Consider the following 19042-nt stretch of genomic DNA (forward strand, 5'->3'; position numbering starts at 1 on the left):
GATCATCCGGAAGGGCCTCGGTCGCGGTCAAGAGGCCCGGAACCGCAGCAGCGCGTAGTTCTCGTGGACCCTGGCCGGCAGACCCTGCTTCATGACCTCGTCCGCGAGTGGCCGGGCCTCCTGCAGGGTGGTGCGTACCACCGTGCACAGCTCCTCGTAGGTGCGGTACGACCCGGAACCGGCGAGGAAGACGGTGTGCTCCGGACCGGCCTCGGCGAGGGCGCGCCGGGCGATCGCGACCCCGTCGGCTGATTCGTTGCGCCGCTCGTAGTCGGCCCAGTCGACCCGGTCCGGCGGTGCGTAGGTCGGCACGACGTACACCTTCATCCAGTTCGGCACGGTACGGGCGAGGCCTGGTCCGAGCTGGTCCGGGCAGACCAGCATCACATCACCGGGCCGGGCGATCCGCTCGAGGACCTGCGCGGCCTCGGTGGCCTGGCTCCGCTCCCGGTGGATGTCGGAGGTCCCGGCGAGCAGACCGGTCAGGGCCGCGACGGCGACCACTCCGTGGAACACCCGCCGATCGGTGATGATCGTCGCGCCGAGCCCGATGACCAGCAGGAACGGCACGAAGGCGGTGGCGGTGTACCGGTCGGCCCAGGCGTTGCCGACCACCTTGCCCGCGGTCACCGCGACGACGAGCGTGCCGGTGGCCAGCAGGAACAGGGTCCGGCCCGGTTCGAGACCACGCAGGTCGAGAAGGATGAACCGGCCACCCGCGGGCCGGCCGGCGATGCCGGCGGCGGCGAGACCGGTGACCAGGAACAGCAACAGGCGACCCAGGGTCGTCGGGCCGCCGGCCCACTGGCCGTAGGCGTGGGAGATCGCGGCATAGCTGGCGGGCTCTCCCCAGGGGGTGCCGGTGTGGGCGAGCTGGTCGAAGAAGTCGGGCAGCCACGGGGCGAAGACCAGCCCGCCACCGACGATGCCGAGCAGCCCGAAGACCGGCCCCCGCCGCTGCGGGGTGAGGAAACGGGTCGGCGTCCGGTGACTGTGGGGGGCGCCCCGGCCCCGGCTTGCCGGGCTTGCCGGGCTTGCCGGGCTTGCCGGGGCGGAACGGTACCCGGGTACACCCGCGCTACCCGGCACACCCGCTGGGTCCGCCGCGCCCGCGCCCTCGCCGCGCCGGATCTGGCGCTCGACCCACCACGGACGGGCCACCAGCAGCAGGACCAGCCACGTTCCGACCGTGAGCAGCAGGTAGAGGCACCAGTAATGGGTCAGCGCCAGGCCTCCCGCGCAGAGCGCCAGGGCGATCGCCGATCTGATCGACGGTGCCCGCAGGACGCGTTCCAACGCCAGTCCACCCAACGCGGTGAGCAGCACGATGAGGCTGTACATCCGGGTCTCGGTCCCGAAGTACAACGCGAACGGCGACGTGAGGTACAGCACGACGCTGACCCGCGCCGCCCGCTCGCCGACCACGCGGCGGGCGAGCAGGAACAGCGGCCACGCCGCACCAATGTTGATCAGCGCGGACAGGGACCGGACCGCGAAGGTGCCCTCGCCGAACGCTTTGATCCAGCCGTGGAGCACCAGGTAGTACAGCGGCGGTGAGCCGTCCTGTAGCAGGCCGTCCCACATCGTGAAGGCCGACCCGCGCAGGGGCAGGCGGGCGATGGCGACGCTCTGCGCCTCGTCCAGCCAGAGTGCCTGGCTGGCGGTGAACCGCACGATCACCGAGACGGCGAGGAGTACCCCCACTACCGCGATGAAGATCCGTCCCGTACGGCCGGATGCGTTCCCGACCTGGTCGACCGGCTCGGGGAGCTGCTCCGCCGGCCGGACCGCGACATCCGTCACGGTCAGTCCCTTCCGTCCACATTGACCGGACTGCGACGGGCCGGCCGGTAGACGACCGGCCGGCCGGGCAGGGCCGCACCCGGTACCAGTCTCGCGTGGCGCGCCCCTACGCCTCGATGATGTCCCGGATGGGTGACGGGACGCGGCCCGTCCCGTCACCCATCCGCTCCGTACTCGGTAATACCGGGACGTCCCCGGTCATGCCGGCTGGCCCCGGAAGCGGAGCGGGCGCCGGCGGTGAAACGCGCCCGACATTCCGGCGACGCCCGTGTGACGGCGTTCGAGTGGCGACGCCTGTCGAATCTGTGCCCCGGATGAATCCGTCCCGGACAAACCCGTCCCGGATGAATCCGTGCCCCGGGCGAATCCTCCGTCAGGACCGGGCGGTGCCCCGGGCCGGCGACGAAACCTCCTCGTGGTAATCCTCGTCGACGTTGACCTCCCACACATTGTGCTTGGTGCCGTCGATGATGTTCTGGACCGTGAGCATCGCGGTGAGCATCGAGTGGTCCTGGTTGTTGTAACGGTGCATGCCGTTACGGCCGACCGGGTGGACGTTCGGCGTGTTCTCGGCCAGCCAGGCGCGGATGATATCGACGTTCTTCTTGTAGTGTATGTCGTAGTATGGATATGCCTTCGGCATGCGTACGACGAAACCCTGTTCCACCTGCTGGGCCCTGATCAGACCCAGTTCGACGAGTTCTTTCGTCCCGAGCGCGACCAGTTCCTCATCGGGGGCGTTCCAGGTCTCGTCACCCTCGAAGACGAAGTACTCCAGGCCGAGGCAGGTACGCCCGTCCTTGACCAGGAACGGCGACCAGGAGGCGAAGTTCTGGATCCGGCCGACCTTGACGGCGGGGGAGTGGATGTAGATCCAGTTGTCCGGGAAACCGGCCGAGGCCGGCACCACGAGGGCGATGGTGAGGAAGTCGCGGTACTTCAGCGCGTTCGCCGCCGCCAGCACGTGGGCCGGTGCCGGCGGGTCCATCACCCGGACGAGAGAGGAGAACGACATCGACGAGATAAATTCGTCGGCCTGGTACTGGTACTCGCTGCCGAGGTCGGAGCGCGAGGACTCCGGGGCACCGGCCCCCGGGCCGTACCCGCCGGTCACGGTCGTGGTGACGCCGGTCGCGCGGCCGTCGGCGTGGTGGATCTTGCGGACCTTCTCCTCGAAGACCACTCGGCCGCCCTGTTTAATGATCTTGTCGGTGGCGGTCTCCCACATCATTCCGGGCCCGTACTTGGGGTACTGGAACTCCTCGATGAGGGAGGTGATCTCCTTCTGGTTCCGCTTCGGTAGGACCGCGTTCACGATCGCGTTCATCATGGACAGGCTCTTGATGCGCTGCGCGGCCCAGTCCGAGGGCATCTCGCTGACCGGAACGCCCCACAGTTTCTCGGTGTAGGTCTTGAAGAAGGTGCGGTAGAGCCGCCAGCCGAAACGGGCCACCAGCCAGTTCTCGTAGTTGCTCTGGTCCTGCGGCGGCCGGATCCGGGCCGCAGCGTAGGAGGCCATGCAGCGCGCCGCCTCGACCAGGCCGAGCCCGCCGAGCGCGTTTCCGGCCTTGAGCGGGTAGTCGAAGAACTTCCCGTTGTAGTAGATGCGGCTCGATCGGGGGCGCAGCAGGAAGTCCTCGTCCGGCAGGATCTCGTGCCAGAGCTTCTCGACTTCGGGAACCTTGGTGAAGAAGCGGTGGCCGCCGATGTCGAAACGCCAACCTTCACGCTGGGCCGTACGGCTGATTCCGCCGACGACCGAGTCACCCTCGATAATCGTCACGGGGACGTCCCGTTTCACCAGCTCCCAACCGGCGGTCAGACCTGCCGGTCCGGCTCCGATGACGACTACCTCTGGCTTTTCGGTCACTGTGCAGGACCTCTCCTCAACACACACTCATGGTCACTCGGGTGGACGGACACCGGGCATCGCGCCACCGGGACGCCGGACCCCTGGGACCGGTCCCGGGTCGCAAGTGTTGCATGGCGCGAGCGGAGACCCGTCCGCACCCCCTCGACCCGTCCGCACCCCCTCGACCCGACACCATGCGATGATCCGTGATACGTCCGCCCTATTCCCATAACGCGCGTCCGGGCCGCCTGATCGGGTGCGGCTCTGGCATCGTGCGCACATGGCATTGTCGATACCCGGTCAACGGGCACCGCAGACCTCGCCTCCCCCGGACGGGCCGGTTCCTCCGGGGCGGGTGATGCCGGCGATCCTGGTCGGCTGGTGCGCGGTGGCCGGTGGCATCGCGGCCAAGGATGGTCGGTACGGCGCCTGGGCGCTGTCGAGTGTCCTGGTAGGTTTCGCGGCAGTGATCTTGGCGGTGGTGGTCGTGGCCGGCACCGCCGGCCCCGCCGCCGACGCCGGTACTGCCAGCACCGCCGTGGCCGTGCGCCCGCGTGGGTGGTTTGGGGCGTGGCTGCTCGTGGCAGTCATGATCGGCGTCGTGCCGCTCGTGCGCCGTCCCCGCTACTACGCTGTCGGCCGGTTCGCCACGGTGGCGGACGTGCTCGCGATCCTCGCGGGCCTGCTCGCCGCCGGGTCGATCGTGGTCATGCTGCACCGCGCCGGCCGGGGGCGCCGGATCGGCCGGGAGCACCACCAGGGCCGGGGCCGGCTCGATGTGCTCGCCTCTCCGTGGGTGTTCTGGCTGGTCCTGGCCCTGGCCTGCGCGGCGGGCGTCGCCACGATCCGCGCCGCGCCGACGCCCCGCATCGACGTCTTCCACCTGCTCCAGGTCTCCACGGCCGGCCTGCCGCACGGGGCCGACATGTACCGGCAGCAGTGGGCGCCGAGCCGGGCCGAGTACCCGGTCGACGGCTTGTTCGACGTCTACCCCTATCTACCGGTCACGTCCGTGCTCCTGGCTCCCTTCCGGCTTCTGCTCGGTGACGTCCGTTACGGCCTGCTGCTGGCCCTGGCGGTGGCGGCGGTCCTGATCCGCGCGGTAGCGGGCGCGGGAAGGGCACCCGGGGGAAGGGCACCCGCGGCGCCGGCGGTGGCCGCGCTGCCGTTGCTGGTCGTCGTGTTCCCCGAGTCGATGTACGCCCTGCAGCAGTCCTGGACCGAGCCGTTGCTCGTGGCGTGCCTGGCGGCGACGGTGTGGGCGTCGACGAGCGGGCGGGGACGGGTGGCGGTCGTCGCGTTCGCGCTCGCCCTGGCGACCAAACAGCACGTCGTGCTGCTGATCCCCATGGCGGCGGGCTACCCCGCGTTCGGGCCCCGCCGGACGGCTGCGGCCGCGGTCGTGGCGGCGCTCCTCGTCGCCCCCTGGGTGGTGGCCGGTCCCCGGGACTTCCTCGACGACGCGGTCTGGACGAACCTCCACTACGAGGTGCTCGCCCACTCGCTGTCCCTGCCGGGCCTGGCGTCGCATTTCGGGGTCACGCTCGGATTCGGCTTGACCGCGGTCGCCCTCCTCGGCGCCTACACGGCGGCCTGGCGGGCCCGCGGGGACGCCACCGGGTTCTGCCTGGGGGCCGCGTTGGTCCTGCTCACCCTGAACCTGATGAACAAGCAGACCTTCTTCAACCACTACACGTTGCCGATGGGTCTGCTCGTGCTGGCCGTCGCGGCCCTCGCCGTCGACGACCCCGCCCCCGCGGGCGGTCAGCGCAGCGTGGAGAACCGTTCCAGCGACGCGCCCTCGTACAGGTTGCGCCGCTCGACCTGCACGGTGCGGTCGCGCAGCGTGGCGAGCTGGTCGGACAGCACGGCGCAGGCGCCCTCCAGGAACCGGTAACCGTCCGCGCGGACGAGCAGCACGGCGTAGCCGGGACCGGCCAGTTCGTTGACCTCGGCCGCGAAGCTGGTGCCGTTCGCCCGTTTCATCCGGTCGGCGTAGTCGACCCAGTCGACGAGCGCCGGGCCGGAACTGTCCGCGTACACGATCTCCCGTACCGTGACCTCGCCGTGCCGTTCGATTGCCCGGTGCACGGCCGGGCCGAGCTGGTCCGGGCAGTAGGCGACCACGTCTCCCGGCCGGGCCAGCGCGACGATCCGGTCCGCGATCTCCCCGGCCTGGGTGCGTTCGGTCCGGGCGAGCTGCCACCCGCCGAGCAGGCCGCTGAGCGAGGCGACGACCAGTACCCCGGCCCGCACATGCCGGCCCGGCAGCTGGGCGATGCCGAGGGAGGCGAGCAGCAGGCAGGCCGGCAGGGCGATGCCGGTGTAGCGCTCGGCGTAGGCGCTGCCGCCGAACATGTTCACGAAGTAGGCCAGGACGAGGGGGACCAGCCAGATCGCGGCCAGGTAACGGCCCGGCACCCGGCCGGAGAGCTTGACCGCGAGCTCCCGCCCGTCCGGACGCGCGGTCAGGCCGATGAGCGCGCCCCCGAGCAGCACGATGCCGAGCAGCGCACCCGTGGAGGTCGGGCCGGCCCAGTCGAAGACCGTGTCCAGTAGCACCTGGGCCTGCACCTTGGGCGCCCAGGGCGTTCCGGTGTGCAGCATCTGGAACAGGAACGACGGCATCCACGGCGCGAACAGCGCGGCGGAGGCCGCCATCGCGGCGAAGGCCCGCAGGGTCACCTGCCGATACTGGGGCCGCCGCCGGGCCTGCAGCAGCATGAACGCCGCCACGGTGAAGATCAGCAAGAACGTCCAGTAGTGGGTGTAGACGAGGGCGGTGGTCGCCAGCGTCAGCATCGCCAGCCGGGCCGGCTCGGAGCGTTCCAGCGTCCGCACGGTCGCGAGCCCGAACACCAGCACCAACAGGACGACCAGCGAGTACATCCGCGTCTCGCTGCCGTAGCGGATCGCGTAGGGAGAGCAGGCGAACATCAGCAGAGTCGCCAGGCTCACCCAGGCGTCGGCGTCACGGCCACCGTTCCCGGCCTGGGATGCCGTCCGGCCCACCCGCCGCCCGGCCAGCCACGCCACCGGCAGCGTCGCCAGCGACAGCACCCCGGACAACGCCCGCACGGCGACGTCCCCGTCGCCGAACACCGCGATCCAGGCGTGCAGCAGCAGATAGTACAGCGGCGGTGAGCCGTCGTGCCGCAGTGCGTCGAGCAGCTGGGGGACGGGGCGCGAGGCGATGGCGACCGTCAACGACTCGTCGAGCCACAGATGGCTGGGGGTGGCGAACCGCATCAGCGCGCCGGCGGCGACGGCGAGTATGACGGCGACTACCAGCAGCTGCGGGCTGGCCGCCGCGATCCGCGCCACGGCGGTGGTCGTGCACGCGGTCCCGGGCGTGATGACCGTCCCGGTCGTGACACCGGCTGTGGCACTGTTCGCGGCTGTGGCACTGTTCGCGGCTGCGGCCACGACCGCGGTCACGGTCGCGGTCACGTCCACCGGCGCCTGGGGGCGGCGGGGACCCGAGAGCACCGCCGGCCCGGATCCGGCGTCCTGGCCGGCGGTTGGACTCCCGGCTGCGTCTACGTTCACCATGCCCCCTCGTCTGCCACGATCTTGCCTCCCGTCAGAGAACCGCCTTCCGCCGGGTGGCCGCAGTCGCCTGCTGGCGGGGATGTACGCCCCGACGTTTCAGACTGTCATCCGTTCGTCGCCGTCCCGTACGCGGGCTGCCTCCCCAGCCGTCGCGCCGCCCGCCCGCCGCGCGCCGGACCCGCCGTCGGGCCTGTCGTCCGGCCCCCCGTCGGGATCGTCGTCGGGATCGTCGAAGCCGCCGGCGGTCTGCCCGGCGAGCAGAGCCGGGAGCAGCGTCATACGGCGCCGTCCGCCCGAGCTCCGCACGGCGTTGCGGATGGCCGGGCCGTTCACGGCCACAATCGACAGGTGGGCCTGCGCCCGGGTCAGCGCCGTGTAGATCAGCGGACGGGTGAGCATCCGGCCGGCCTCCGGCGGGAACACGGCGACGACGGCGGGCCACTCGCTGCCCTGCGCGCGGTGCACTGTCACCGCCCAGCCGTGCCGCAGATCACCGAGCACACCAGCGGGCACCTCGACGACGCCGCCGGGGAACGCGACCCGCAGCGCACCGCGTTCGCCCAGCGCGACGACGGTGCCGATCTCGCCGTTGGCGAATCCGACGTCGAGATGGTTCGCCGTGGCCACCACACGGTCCCCGATGTCGAACCCGGAGACGGCGCCGCCGCCCGGGTTCAGCGTGCCCTTCAACGCGGTGTTGAGCGCCGTGGTGCCCGCCGGACCGGCGTGCACCGGGGTCACGACCTGGATGTCCGCGACGGGAATGCCGAGCGCGCGGGGGATGGAGTTGGTGACGAGCTGGACGGTGCGATGCGCCGCCTCGCCGGAGCTGCCGGACGGCACCACCACGACCTCCCGGCCAGGCCCCGGTGGTGGCGGTGGCAGCTCCCCGCCGCGCACCGCGGCGGCCATCGTCGCGATGGCGCCGCCGTCGGCCTGCCGGTACAACCGCCGCAGCTCGGTCACCGGGACCTCACCGGACTCGAGCAGGTCGGCGAGGATCTGCCCCGGTCCGATGCTCGGTAGCTGGGCCGGGTCCCCGACGAACATCAGGTGCGTACCGTCCGCGCAGGCGTCGAGCAGCGCGGCGGCGAGCTCCGCGTCGAGCATCGACGCCTCGTCGACGACGACGAGGTCGGCGTCGATCGGGTTGTGCTCGCCGCGCGCGAACCCGCTGCCGCGCCCTTGAGCCTGCAACAGCCGGTGCAGGGTGCTCGCCGGCGCCCCGCACAGCTCCTCGAGGCGTTTGGCAGCCCGTCCGGTCGGCGCGGCCAGTGCGACGACCGCCTTGGCCGCCCAGGCCAGTCGTACGACGGCCGCGACCGTGCGGCTCTTGCCCGTTCCCGGCCCACCGGTGAGCACGCTGACGCCGGACTCCAGCGCGGCGCGCGCCGCCGCGAGCTGGATCTCGTCCAGCCCGGTCACCACCTCGTCGTTTGCTGGTCTGCCGTTGTTTGCTGGTCTGCCGTCGTTGGCCGGTCCGCGGCGGCCCGCCGCGGCGGCGTCCCGGTTCGTGTCCCCCTCGGCGCCATCGGCGCCGACGTGGCTCCCGTTCCCCCCCTCGCCCTTGTCGTCGTTCTTGTCGTTCTTGTCGTCGTCGAAGTCCTTGTCGTCGTCGAACGCCAGCGCCGTCGGAGGCGGGGCGGTGGCGGCCCGTGCGGACACGGCCCGGCCGGCCGGATCGTCGTCGCCGTCGTACCCGGACCCGTCGTACCCGGACCCGTCATCGGGTCGGCGGCGGGCTCTGGGGGCGCCTGCGCGCAGCGGCTCGGCGGTCGCCATCAGCCGTTCGATGCCGTCCGCGACGGACTGCTCGGCCATCGCATGCCGCTCCAGCGCGATCCGGTCGCCGACGGCGATGATCCGCCCGTCGTCGAGCGCCGCGGTCAGCGCCGCGGTCGGATCGGCCACCCCCTCGCGCGCGGCGGCACGCAGCACCGCCTGCATGGGGCCCGCGGTGTCCCCCGCCCGGGAGGCGGCCCGGCCGAGCAGATGGGTGAGTACCGCCGGGCCCCGGCGCGGATCGTCGCGCTGCAGACCGCGGCGGCGGGCGAACCGGTCGGCCTGGGCGATCTCGGTGTCGGCGGCGGTCAGCAGCATCCACGGATCAGCCCGTAGGAGGTCGGCGGGCGCGGGTCCCAGCAGGTCGGTCACCCCGCGCGCGAGCCGGGCCGGAAGATCCGCGGCGACGAGCAGTTCGACGACCGCGTACGTGCCCGCCACGGCGCGGAAGCTGTCGGTGAGCCGCCGGGCCCGCGGTCCGGTGACCCCCTCGACGGTGCCCAACCGGCCGACGTCGACGTGGTCGGGCCGGGTGATCCCGGCCGCGGGCAGCCGGCCGGCCGTCGTGCGGCCCAGCCCCGGCCACAGCCCCGCCCCGCAGAACGCGGCGAAGACCTCCTCGGGGTCCGCTGGCTGCGGGTCCGCTCGTGCCTGCGGGCCGACCGCGTCAGGCTCCGAGGCGGAAGCGGTCGTGTACTCGTCCGGCATGCCGGGAAGCGTAACGACGAACCGTTCCGCCGCTGTTGTAGCCCGCTGGGTAGCGTGGTATCGGGGACGGCTGTATGGCGGCATGGCTGTATGAAGGCGATGTCGCGCGTTCCGACCGATGCGCATCCGGGTTCACCCGTGCGTCCGGGTTCACCCGCGCGTCCGGGTTCACCCGCGCGTCCGGGTTCACCCGCGCGTCCGGGGCCACCCGCGCGTCCGGCCCGGCGGAGACAGTGAGCGTCAGCAACAGTGAGCGTCAGCAACAGAAGGGACGGACCGGTTGACCACAGTCCTGCTGGTCCGCCACGGCCTGACCGCCGTGACCGGCAAGATCCTGCTTGGTTGGACGCCCGGCGTGGGGTTGGACGACCGTGGCCGCCGCCAGGCGTCGGACCTGGCGCGACGCCTCGCCGACATCCCGCTGGCGGCGATCGTCAGCAGCCCGCTCGACCGCTGCCGCCAGACGGCAGCGATGATCGCTGGACGCCGTCCGGTCAGCGAGGCCAGCCTGGACGGCACGCAGCAGGTCGAGATCGACGAGCGGCTCGGTGAGTGCCGGTACGGTGACTGGACCGGGCAGGAACTGGCGACCCTGGCGAAGGATCCGCTCTGGGCGGTGGTGCAGAGCCATCCCAGCGCGGTCGTCTTCCCCGGTCCCGAGGGTGAGGCACTACGAGACACGCAGGCCCGTGGGGTGAGCGCCGTGCGGGAGTGGAACGAGCGGCTGGGCCCAGACGCCACCTGGCTGCTGTGCTCGCACGGCGATGTGATCCGCACGGTGGTCGCCGACGCCTTGGGCATGCATCTGGACATGTACCACCGGATCACCGTCGATCCCTGTTCCCTGACCGTGATCCGCTACAACGAGCGCCGCCCCTTCGTCCGGCGCATCAACGACACCGGCGGGGACGTCGTCGAGCTCCTCCCGCCACCCCGGGCCGAGGGCTCCGCTGGGGCCGTCGGCGCCGCGGCGTCGTCTCCCGGGTCCCGGAAGTCTTTGGAGTCGCCGGGGTCGCCGGGGTCTTCGAAGTCCCCGGGGTCGCTGGGGTCGCCGGGGTCCAGTGGGCTCGACGTGGACGAGGTGATCGGTGGCGGTGCCGGCGGTTTCCGTCCCAGCGCCGGTGGTGGAACGGGCTGATCGGGCATGCCGCGCCGGATACACGTCTTCGACCCGCCGCAGCGGTTCGTCGTGGGCACCGTAGGCCTTCCCGGTGCCCGATCGTTCTATCTGCAGGCCCGCGACGGGGCGCGGGTCGTCACCGTCGCGGTGGAGAAGGCTCAGGTCGCCTTGCTTGCCGAACAGCTGACCGAGCTGCTCGACGAGTTGGGCCGCCGCGGCGCGACGCCGCCGCCCGAGCCCGCCCCGGCCGACCCCGACCTGTCACCGCTCGATCTGCCGATCGACGAGGAGTTCCAGGCCGCGACGATCGCGCTCGGCTGGGATCCGCGTGGCGGACGGGTCGTCATCGAGGCGCAGGCGACGGGCGTGACCGACCCGGTCGTCGGATTCTCCGATGATCCCGACGGGCCGGACGCCGTCCGGGTCCTGCTGGAGTCCGAGCAGGCGCGCTCGTTCGTGCGGCGCGCGGCGCGGGTCCTGGCCGCAGGCCGGTCCTCCTGCCCGTTGTGCGGGCAGCCGTTGGACGACGGTCACGTCTGCCCGCGCCAGAACGGTCACCTGCGCTGATGCGGCCGGCGAGGGGCGCCGGGCCCGGCCGCCGCGGGTGCGCGGTCCGTGGCAGCGGTGCGGTCCATGGCGGGGGTGCGGTCCGTGGTAGCGGTGCGGTCCGGTCGGCCTGGCGGTGTGGGAGAGATGTCGCTCACCGTCCGGTCCGGTGACATCACCCTGCCGGACCGGACAGACTGAGATGATGGGCGTTTCCGCGGCGAGTTCCACCCCGGGGTGGCGACCGCCACTGCATCCGATCGACGGGGGCGGCCTCGACGCCCCCGCCGCCCTCGACCTCCTTCGCCGCGGTGACCTCGAGATCACCGCCCGGCTGGTCGACGCGAGCAACACGACGCTCTGCTGCGACATCTGCGCTGACGGGGTGACCGGCCGCTGCGTCTACAAGCCGGTCCGCGGCGAACGCGCCCTGTGGGACTTCCCGGACGGCACCCTCGCCGCCCGCGAGCTGGCCGCCTACGAGGTCTCCGAGCAGCTCGGGCTTGGCATCGTCCCGCCTACCATTCTGCGTGACGGCCCGTTCGGCGAGGGCATGGTGCAGCTGTGGATCGATACCGACGTCACCGTGGACCTGGTGGCGCTGACCCGGTCCGACGACTCCCAGCTGCGCCGGATCGCCCTGTTCGACGCCGTCATCAACAACGCCGACCGCAAGGGTGGGCACCTGCTGCCGGCGCCCTCCGGCCGAATTCACGGCATCGATCACGGTGTGACCTTCCACACCGACGGCAAGCTGCGCACCCTGCTGTGGACCTGGCGGGGCAGGCGGCTCGATGCCGAGGAGACCGCTTTGCTCGACGACCTGCGTGAGGCGCTCGCGGGCCCCTTCCGGGACCGGCTCGAGGAGTTGCTCACGGTTACCGAGGTCGACGCCCTCGCCAGGCGGGTCGACGGGCTGCTGGCCAAGGGCCGGTTCCCGTTGCCCTCGGGGGACTGGCCGGCGATTCCCTGGCCGCCGTTCTGAGCGGGTTCTGGTTCTGGGCGGGTTCTGGTTCTGGGCGGGTCAACCAGTGCGGGTACAGGTGCGGGAGAACATGAGGTGTCACCGTCGGTGATCCGGGGTGGATCGGTTTGGGATGCCGTCGGTTACGTTGCGGTTACTTTCCCCGTGCCCGCCGGAGAGTCGGTTCGCGGTTACTCTGACACGCATGCAGGCGTGGCAATCTCCTCCGATACGTTTTCTTCCCGGTCACGGGAAGCCACTGAGGATCTTCGATACGGCCACGTCGAGCGTACGCGAGTTGGCGCCGGCCGCCACAGCAAGGCTGTACGTCTGTGGCATCACGCCCTATGATGCGACGCATCTGGGGCATGCCTTCACCTACCTCACCTACGACCTCGCGCAGCGTGTGCTGCGAGACGCCGGGCATCACGTCCACTATGTACAGAACGTAACGGATATCGATGACCCGTTGCTTGAGCGAGCCACCCGTGACAGGCTGGACTGGCGGGCCCTCGCCGACCGGGAGATCGACCTGTTCCGCGAGGACATGACCGCACTGCGGATGCTGGCGCCGGACGCCTACGTCGGGGTGGTCGAGGCCATCCCGATGATTGTCGACATGGTGGCGGAGCTCGTCGACCGGGGCGCGGCCTACCAGGTCGACGACGACCTGTACTTCTCGATCGCCACCGCACCCGCCTTCGGGGAGATCTCGCGTCTCAGCCGGGCCGAGATGCTGGCGATCTGCGCCGAGCGCGGGGGTGACCCGCGCCGCACCGGCAAGAAGGACCCCCTCGATCCGCTGTTGTGGCGCGCACACCGCCCCGGCGAGCCGTCCTGGCCCTCGCCGTTCGGCCCCGGCCGGCCCGGCTGGCACATCGAGTGCGCCGCCATCGCCCGCCACTATCTCGGCGGGGTCATCGACATCCAGGGTGGCGGGACCGACCTGAGCTTTCCGCACCACGAGTGCAGCGCGGCGCATGCCGAGGTCGCCGCCGGCATCCAGCCGTTCGCTCGCAGCTACGTGCACACCGCGATGGTGAGCCTCGACGGCCACAAGATGTCGAAGTCGCGGGGCAACCTGGAGTTCGTCTCCCGGCTGCGCCGGGCCGGGGTGGATCCGGCGGCCCTGCGTCTGGCCCTGCTCGATCACCGGCACACCGAGGACTGGGAGTGGACGCCGGGCCTGCTCGACGACGCTGTGGACCGGATGAACCGGTGGCGGGCCGCCGTCGCCCTGCTCACCGGGCCCGACGCCATGGGACTGCTCGCCGCCGTGCGTGAGCGGCTCGCCGACGACCTTGACGCCCCGGGTGCCGTCGCCGCGGTGGACGCCTGGGCCGGCGCCGCGCTCGCCGATGCGGGTGGCTCCGCCGGTGCGGGCCCGGATCCCACCAATCCGGGGGGCCCGGTTCGCGGTTCTGGCGGTGACGTGCCCGCCTGGGGGGAGGCGCCCGCACTCGTGCGGCGTCTCGTTGACACACTGCTGGGTGTAGACCTTGAACCCGTCAGACCCAGAGGGAGCTGAGGATGGGAGCTCACCATCGCCGGGTGGATCCCGGGGCAGCGACCGAACGGCCCACCTTCGACGAGGTCGCGCATGGCTACGACCCTCATCAGGTCGACGACTACCTGGCCACGCTGTGGCGTTACGCCAGCCAGGTGACCTCGCGCGCGGCCGCGGCCGAAAGCGCCCTGAAGAACGAGCGGGCCCGCAGCGCGAACATGGGCGTCGAGGGCCTGGCCGCGCAGGCCGGCGGTCGGATCGGCCAGATGCTGACCATCGCCCAGCAGGAGGCCGAGGAGATCGTCACCGGCGCCCGTCAGATCGCGGAGGCGGCGCTGGAAGAGGTGATCGAGGACGCCGGGGCGAACCACCCGATCGTGCGGGAGGCTCGGGAACAGGCCGAGAAGCTCCTCCTCGACGCCGTGGAGGAGAGCCGCCGGCTCGCCCGGGAGCGGCACGCTGAGCTGCAGGCGGAAATCGCCCGGTGCACCGCCTCGCTCGAGGCGTTGCGTCACCAGCAGGGTGAGATCATCGGTGCGATGCTGCGCCTGCGCGGGGTCCTGGCCTCCGACGAGGTGGACCGGGCGGTCACCGACCTGGCCCGGGCGGGTACGGCCGCGCCGACGACGCCGGGCACGCCTGGAACGCCGGGCACGCCTGGAACGCCGGGCACGCCTGGAACGCCGGGCACCTCGGGGTCGGCGGCGACGCCGGGGTCGGCGGGGACCTCAGTGGTCGACGGGCCGACGATGCCGTCTGCCTCACCCGTCGGCGTTCCGCCGGACCTGTCGTATGGCCGCCAGCCCGGGGGGTCGTCGCCGTTCGGTCCGGGGAGAGCCGGTCCCGCCGGTTTCCCCGCGGGCGGTGCGGTCCCCGCGGGCGGTGCGGTCCCCGCGGGCGGTGCGGGACCGTCGGATCTTTCCGGGACCGCGTGGGCGACCGGTCGCGTCGCCAGCACGGGGCGGCGTTCCCCGGGCCGGCATCGTCAGGCCGACGTCGCGGACGCGGAACCCCACACCCCGCGCGAACCGGTCACGAACTCGGCGAACGTGCCGTTCCGCCGTGGCGCCGACGAGGACATCATCGACGCCGAGATCGTTGAGGAGTAGCGAGATCGTCGAGGAGAGGAGTAGCCCGGAGGAGAGGGGCAGCTTCTTCTACCGAGCTGGCTCTCCTCCTGGCCTTTACTGGCCGCGACGGCGCAGGTACCGTTCGAACTCCCGGGCGATTGCGTCCCCACTGGCCTCGGGTAGCGCCGTCTCGGGCTCGCGTGACTCCAGCGAACGGACGTACTCGGCGACCTCGGTGTCCCCGGCGGCGAGCTCGTCCACCTGCCGTTCCCATGCCTTCGCCCGCTCGGGAAGGTCACCCAGCGGGATCTCGATGTCCAGCATGTCCTCCACTCGGCGCAGCAGCGCGAGGGTCGCCTTGGGACAGGGCGGGTTAGCCACGTAGTGCGGCACCGCCGCCCAGAACGACACCGAGGCGAGCTCGGCCCGTGCGCATGCCTCCCCGAAGACGCCGACGATGCCGGTCGGCCCCTCATAACGGGACGGTTCCAGGCCGAGCCGGGCAGCCGTCGCCGCGTCCCCGGCGGTTCCGCTGATCGGGACCGGCCGGGTGTGCGGCGAGTCAGCGAGCAGCGCCCCGAGGGAGATCACCATGTCGCTGCCGAGGGCGTGGACGGCCTCGATCAGCTCGTCGGTGAACCCACGCCAGCGCATGTTCGGTTCCAGTCCGCGGATCAGCACCAGGTCCGTCTCGGACTTCGGTGGCCGCGCCACCGACAGGCGGGTGGTCGGCCACGAGATCTTCCGGGAAGCCCCGTCGGTCCCGCTCACCGTCGGTCGGTTCACCTGGAAGTCGTAGTAGTCGTCGGGGTCGATAGCACCGATGACACGGGCCTTGAAAGCGGTCTCCAGATGCTCGACGGCGGCGGACGAGGCATCGGCCGCGTCGTTCCACCCTTCGAAGGCGGCTACTACGACCGGTGACCGTAGTTGACCGACGCCGGAGAACTCGATCACCTACCACCTCCTGCCGCCCCGCGGCGGCCCACTGCCCCCGTGACAGTGCAACGGTACGTCCTCACGGAGACGACTCCTGCCCAGAGCCGACATGCGTGACCTCAGCCTCCCTTATGGCCCGTGAGCCGGTGACCCGCGGGCGACCAGCGGTCGTCCGCGGGGAACCTACGCTGGTCCAGTCTGCCGATGTTCTCGTGGGAACGCCTTTCCTCGGTCTCTCGATGGCGCTAGACCCGGGCGGATCGGACATCCATTCCGGATCGATGCGGTGGCTGCACCGTATCGGCTCTGGACGGATACCCGCCGTCGCGGGAATGCGAACGGCCCGGCCCAGGGCCGCCGCCGCACCGGTGTGCCCCAGCCCGTGTTCGTGCGGACCACCGCGCCGAGCACACCCGCGCGGTCCGACATCACGCCCTCCGTTCCCGCAGCTGTGCCACCCGCGGTCGCGCCATGGGCAACCCGCCGGGACGCGTCCGGCATTCCCACCCCGCAATCATCACCGTGCCGTGGTCACCGCATCGTGGTCCCTGTGTTGTGGTCCCTGTGTTGTGATCACCCTGCCGTGGTCACCGTCGTGCCCGTGGCCGGCATCCTCGGAGGCGTCCGGACGGAGGGTAAACCGTACCGGCGGCAGGCGAAACCCGTCCCGGTACCCTTGGTCAGTGCACGATGATCTGGTGTCCGTCCTGGCCGAGCGTGCGCTGGTGGCCGATGGCGCCATGGGCACCCTGTTGCAGGCGGCCAGCCTCTGCCTCGACTCGGTGAATTCCGAGGACGGCGACGGCCCGTCGCGCGGCGAGGAGTTCCAGCTCGTGCCGGAGCAGTCCACCTCGGCGATCATCCTGCACCACCCGGAGGCGAAGTACTTCGCGGCCACGTAGGCACCGTGCGGTCAACCGGGCACCGTGCGGCCGACCCGGCACTAGGCCGGTCAACCGGGCACTGCGGCCGGACGACCCTGAGCTACCGAGCTACCTGAGCTACCTGAGCTAGGAGTGGACGTGGGGAGCCTTGCGGCGGTTTTCTTCGACATGGACGGCCTGCTCGTTGACACCGAGCCAATCTGGACCATCGCCGAGCACGAGGCGGCGGCGCGGCTGGGCGGCGAGTTCACCCCGGCGATGAAACGAGCCATGATCGGCCACGGCATCGACACCGCGGTGCCGCTCATGGTGTCGATGCTCGGCCGGCCGGCGTCCGACGTGGTGCCGACGGCGGAGTTCCTGCTGCGCCGCTCCGCCGAGCTGTTCCGCGAGCCCGGTGCGATCGTCCCGCAGCCCGGGGCGGTGGAACTGCTCGGCGCGCTGCGGGCGGCGGGTGTCCCGACCGCGCTGGTCTCCTCGTCCTTCCGCGACCTGATGGAGCCGGTGCTGCACGTCGTCGGTGACGAGTTCTTCGCCGTGACGGTCGCCGGTGATGAGGTCACTCGCCGCAAGCCGGACCCGGAGCCCTACCTGACCGCCGCCCGGGTGCTCGGCGTCGACCCGGTCCGCTGTGTCGTCTTGGAGGACAGCCCGTCGGGAGCGCGCGCCGGGGTGGCGGCCGGGTGCGCGACCATCATGATCCCGTCCATGCCGGATCTGCTCGACCTGACCGCGTCGGCCGCCTCGACCGTTTCGGGGTCTTCGACCGCCTCGGGTGTCGCGGCTCGCGGCGAGCCGGTGCCGGCCGGGCTCGCGGCGCTCCTGGCGAGCCTGCACGACGTCACCCCGGACCTCATGGAGTCCCTCGCCACCCCCTGCTCCGGCCCGCACCTCCGCCCCGGCCGCCCTGGCCGCCCTGGCCGCCCTGGATACGAGTTTGGGGGAGCAAGGCACGGTTTCGGGGGTGAAGACCGTGCGTAGGTCCCCCGAACGGCGTCGGAGGGGGTGTGGGAGTGGGCTGGCTGTCCACATGTGGATCAACGTGTTGGCGTCGGCGGGGGCGGCCGGGCAAGTCTGGGATCATGACTTCCAGACCCACCATCGCCGTTGTGACCGAGATGCGCCGTCTAGCCGCCCGCCAGGACGGGATGCTCACCTGGCCGCAGATCCGGGCGTTCGGTATCACCCGGCGTCAGCTCAACCGGCTGATACGCGACGATGCGTGGTCGGTTCCCTATCGGGGCACGTTCCTCCTGCCCGGTGCCCATTCCGTACGTGGGTCCGTGCGGGCTGCGTTGGTCGGTCGTCCCAGGGCGGTTGTCTGCGGTGTCACCGCCGCGCGCCTTCTCGCCCTGGAGGGTCTTCCGAGGTCCCTGCCATTGTGGACGGGGCGAGCCCGCGGCCCGATGGGGCCCGATGGGGCCCGATGGGGCCCGATGGGGCGATTTCCGTGCGCTCGCCGTCACGGTCTCCCATCGACCGCTCCACCCCGGCAGGAGACCCCTCCCGGCCGGGTCTGCCGGGGTCGGTTCCCCGCGAGGCAACGGATACGGGGCGGCGACGAACGGCCTACCAGGCCGAGTCGGTGCATCTTCTTGTCCCCCCTGTGGTGGGCGCGGTGGCGCACACTCCGGGGCTGGTGGTGCACCGGGGCTGGTGCGACGCTGATGAACGGCGACTGCTGTCGGGTATTCCGGTGACGACGGTCGAGCGGACCTTGGCCGATCTCGTGCTGGACAGTGATCGGGAGACCGCGGTCAGCCGGTTGGACGCCGCCCTGCGGGGCGGGCATCTGGACGACGTCCACCGGGTGCGGGCGGCGGCCGCGCGCCGCTGGGGCACAGCCGAACGGCGAGGTTGGTTCGATCTGGTCGACCGACGGGCCGAGTCTCCGCTGGAGACGCGACTGCGGTTGTTGCTCACCGATGCGGGTCTGGCGCCCGAACAGCTCCAATGGCCGGTATGGGAGCCCGACGTGCCCGGCCAACTCTCACCCGGCGGTTCGGGCTCGGCTCCGACGACCTCGTCCGCCGGCAGGGGCCGATCTGCGGGGCTCGTTGCGCGGCTGGACATGGCCTGGCCCAGTTGTCTGCTGGCCGTCGAGGCCGACGGCGCCGCCTTCCACGAGGATCCCCACGCACTCTTCCGGGACCGGGTCCGGCAGAACGCCCTGCTCGCCCTCGGTTGGAGGCTCCTCCGGTTTACCTGGGCCGATGCCCTGAGCCGGCGAAGATACGTCGTGGAGATGGTGGAGCAGATGCTCCTCCGCCAGCGGCAGCAGTGACCTGGCGGGGGAGCCCGGGGGAGTTCGGGGG

14 protein-coding genes and 1 pseudogene are annotated in these 19042 nt (G+C 71.6%); 10 read left to right on the forward strand and 5 right to left on the reverse strand.

Translation table 11 applies throughout. The annotated features are described in order from the left end of the window. Positions 1–27: 27 nt before the first annotated feature. Together AC08OV_RS09705 and AC08OV_RS09710 are read right to left on the reverse strand one after the other, a co-directional pair. Positions 28–1803, reverse strand: coding sequence for a glycosyltransferase family 39 protein (locus tag AC08OV_RS09705; protein ID WP_476613401.1), 1776 nt, complete (start codon positions 1801–1803; stop codon positions 28–30). A 373-nt stretch (positions 1804–2176) separates the two neighbouring features. Continuing rightward, positions 2177–3673: an NAD(P)/FAD-dependent oxidoreductase gene (locus AC08OV_RS09710; protein WP_476613402.1), complete on the reverse strand. Its 1497-nt coding sequence runs from the start codon at positions 3671–3673 to the stop codon at positions 2177–2179. Between the two features lie 340 nt (positions 3674–4013). On the opposite strand from AC08OV_RS09710, the pseudogene AC08OV_RS09715 reads away from it, so the two are divergent. Continuing rightward, a pseudogene (locus tag AC08OV_RS09715) lies at positions 4014–5459 on the forward strand (glycosyltransferase 87 family protein); the annotation flags it as partial. On the opposite strand, the gene AC08OV_RS09720 reads toward AC08OV_RS09715, so the two are convergent. Further along, entirely contained in the window at positions 5420–7207 is a 1788-nt protein-coding gene (locus AC08OV_RS09720; protein WP_476619567.1) for a glycosyltransferase family 39 protein, read from the reverse strand. The pseudogene AC08OV_RS09715 and the gene AC08OV_RS09720 sit on opposite strands and share 40 nt — an antisense overlap. A 96-nt stretch (positions 7208–7303) precedes the next feature. Next, positions 7304–9697 (reverse strand): AAA family ATPase, encoded by a 2394-nt coding sequence (locus AC08OV_RS09725; protein WP_476614427.1) that lies wholly within the window; start codon positions 9695–9697, stop codon positions 7304–7306. Positions 9698–9977: 280 nt separating this feature from the next. Between AC08OV_RS09725 and AC08OV_RS09730 the strand changes: the two genes are divergently transcribed. From AC08OV_RS09730 to AC08OV_RS09750, 5 genes are all read left to right on the forward strand, one after another. Further along, a complete protein-coding gene (locus tag AC08OV_RS09730; protein WP_476614428.1) occupies positions 9978–10835 on the forward strand; it encodes a histidine phosphatase family protein in 858 nt (285 codons plus the stop codon). Positions 10836–10841: 6 nt separating this feature from the next. Continuing rightward, a complete protein-coding gene (locus AC08OV_RS09735) occupies positions 10842–11384 on the forward strand; it encodes a DUF3090 domain-containing protein (RefSeq protein ID WP_476591980.1) in 543 nt (180 codons plus the stop codon). A gap of 184 nt (positions 11385–11568) precedes the next feature. Further along, a complete protein-coding gene (locus tag AC08OV_RS09740) occupies positions 11569–12348 on the forward strand; it encodes an SCO1664 family protein (protein WP_476614429.1) in 780 nt (259 codons plus the stop codon). A gap of 112 nt (positions 12349–12460) precedes the next feature. Further along, positions 12461–13855, forward strand: a complete 1395-nt coding sequence (gene mshC, locus AC08OV_RS09745; RefSeq protein ID WP_476614430.1) for a cysteine--1-D-myo-inosityl 2-amino-2-deoxy-alpha-D-glucopyranoside ligase — start codon at positions 12461–12463, stop codon at positions 13853–13855. A gap of 2 nt (positions 13856–13857) precedes the next feature. Beyond that, positions 13858–14943 (forward strand): DivIVA domain-containing protein, encoded by a 1086-nt coding sequence (locus tag AC08OV_RS09750; protein ID WP_476614431.1) that lies wholly within the window; start codon positions 13858–13860, stop codon positions 14941–14943. A 75-nt stretch (positions 14944–15018) separates the two neighbouring features. On the opposite strand, the gene AC08OV_RS09755 is transcribed toward AC08OV_RS09750, so the two are convergent. After that, complete coding sequence (locus tag AC08OV_RS09755) at positions 15019–15861, reverse strand: PAC2 family protein (protein ID WP_476591984.1); 843 nt, start codon at positions 15859–15861, stop codon at positions 15019–15021. 680 nt (positions 15862–16541) lie between these two features. On the opposite strand from AC08OV_RS09755, the gene AC08OV_RS09760 reads away from it, so the two are divergent. From AC08OV_RS09760 to AC08OV_RS09775, 4 genes are all read left to right on the forward strand, one after another. Continuing rightward, positions 16542–16745, forward strand: a complete 204-nt coding sequence (locus AC08OV_RS09760) for a hypothetical protein (protein ID WP_476619568.1) — start codon at positions 16542–16544, stop codon at positions 16743–16745. A 120-nt stretch (positions 16746–16865) separates the two neighbouring features. Beyond that, positions 16866–17708 (forward strand): HAD family hydrolase, encoded by an 843-nt coding sequence (locus AC08OV_RS09765; protein WP_476619569.1) that lies wholly within the window; start codon positions 16866–16868, stop codon positions 17706–17708. A gap of 137 nt (positions 17709–17845) precedes the next feature. Beyond that, positions 17846–18427, forward strand: coding sequence for a type IV toxin-antitoxin system AbiEi family antitoxin domain-containing protein (locus AC08OV_RS09770; RefSeq protein WP_476619570.1), 582 nt, complete (start codon positions 17846–17848; stop codon positions 18425–18427). Continuing rightward, on the forward strand, positions 18346–19011 hold the full coding sequence (locus AC08OV_RS09775) for an endonuclease domain-containing protein (RefSeq protein ID WP_476619571.1): 666 nt from the start codon (positions 18346–18348) through the stop codon (positions 19009–19011). The genes AC08OV_RS09770 and AC08OV_RS09775 overlap by 82 nt, the downstream gene beginning before the upstream one ends. The last annotated feature ends 31 nt before the right edge of the window (positions 19012–19042 follow it).

The organism is Frankia sp. CeTa3Moorea, from assembly GCF_978021225.1.

Bases quoted from the DNA above. Each gene is read 5' to 3' on its own strand.
- AC08OV_RS09720 (WP_476619567.1), bottom strand. From the start codon at position 7,207: ATGGTGAACGTAGACGCAGCCGGGAGTCCAACCGCCGGCCAGGACGCC.
- AC08OV_RS09725 (WP_476614427.1), bottom strand. From the start codon at position 9,697: ATGCCGGACGAGTACACGACCGCTTCCGCCTCGGAGCCTGACGCGGTC.
- AC08OV_RS09735 (WP_476591980.1), top strand. From the start codon at position 10,842: ATGCCGCGCCGGATACACGTCTTCGACCCGCCGCAGCGGTTCGTCGTG.
- AC08OV_RS09740 (WP_476614429.1), top strand. From the start codon at position 11,569: ATGGGCGTTTCCGCGGCGAGTTCCACCCCGGGGTGGCGACCGCCACTG.
- mshC (WP_476614430.1), top strand. From the start codon at position 12,461: ATGCCGTCGGTTACGTTGCGGTTACTTTCCCCGTGCCCGCCGGAGAGT.
- AC08OV_RS09750 (WP_476614431.1), top strand. From the start codon at position 13,858: ATGGGAGCTCACCATCGCCGGGTGGATCCCGGGGCAGCGACCGAACGG.
- AC08OV_RS09770 (WP_476619570.1), top strand. From the start codon at position 17,846: ATGCGCCGTCTAGCCGCCCGCCAGGACGGGATGCTCACCTGGCCGCAG.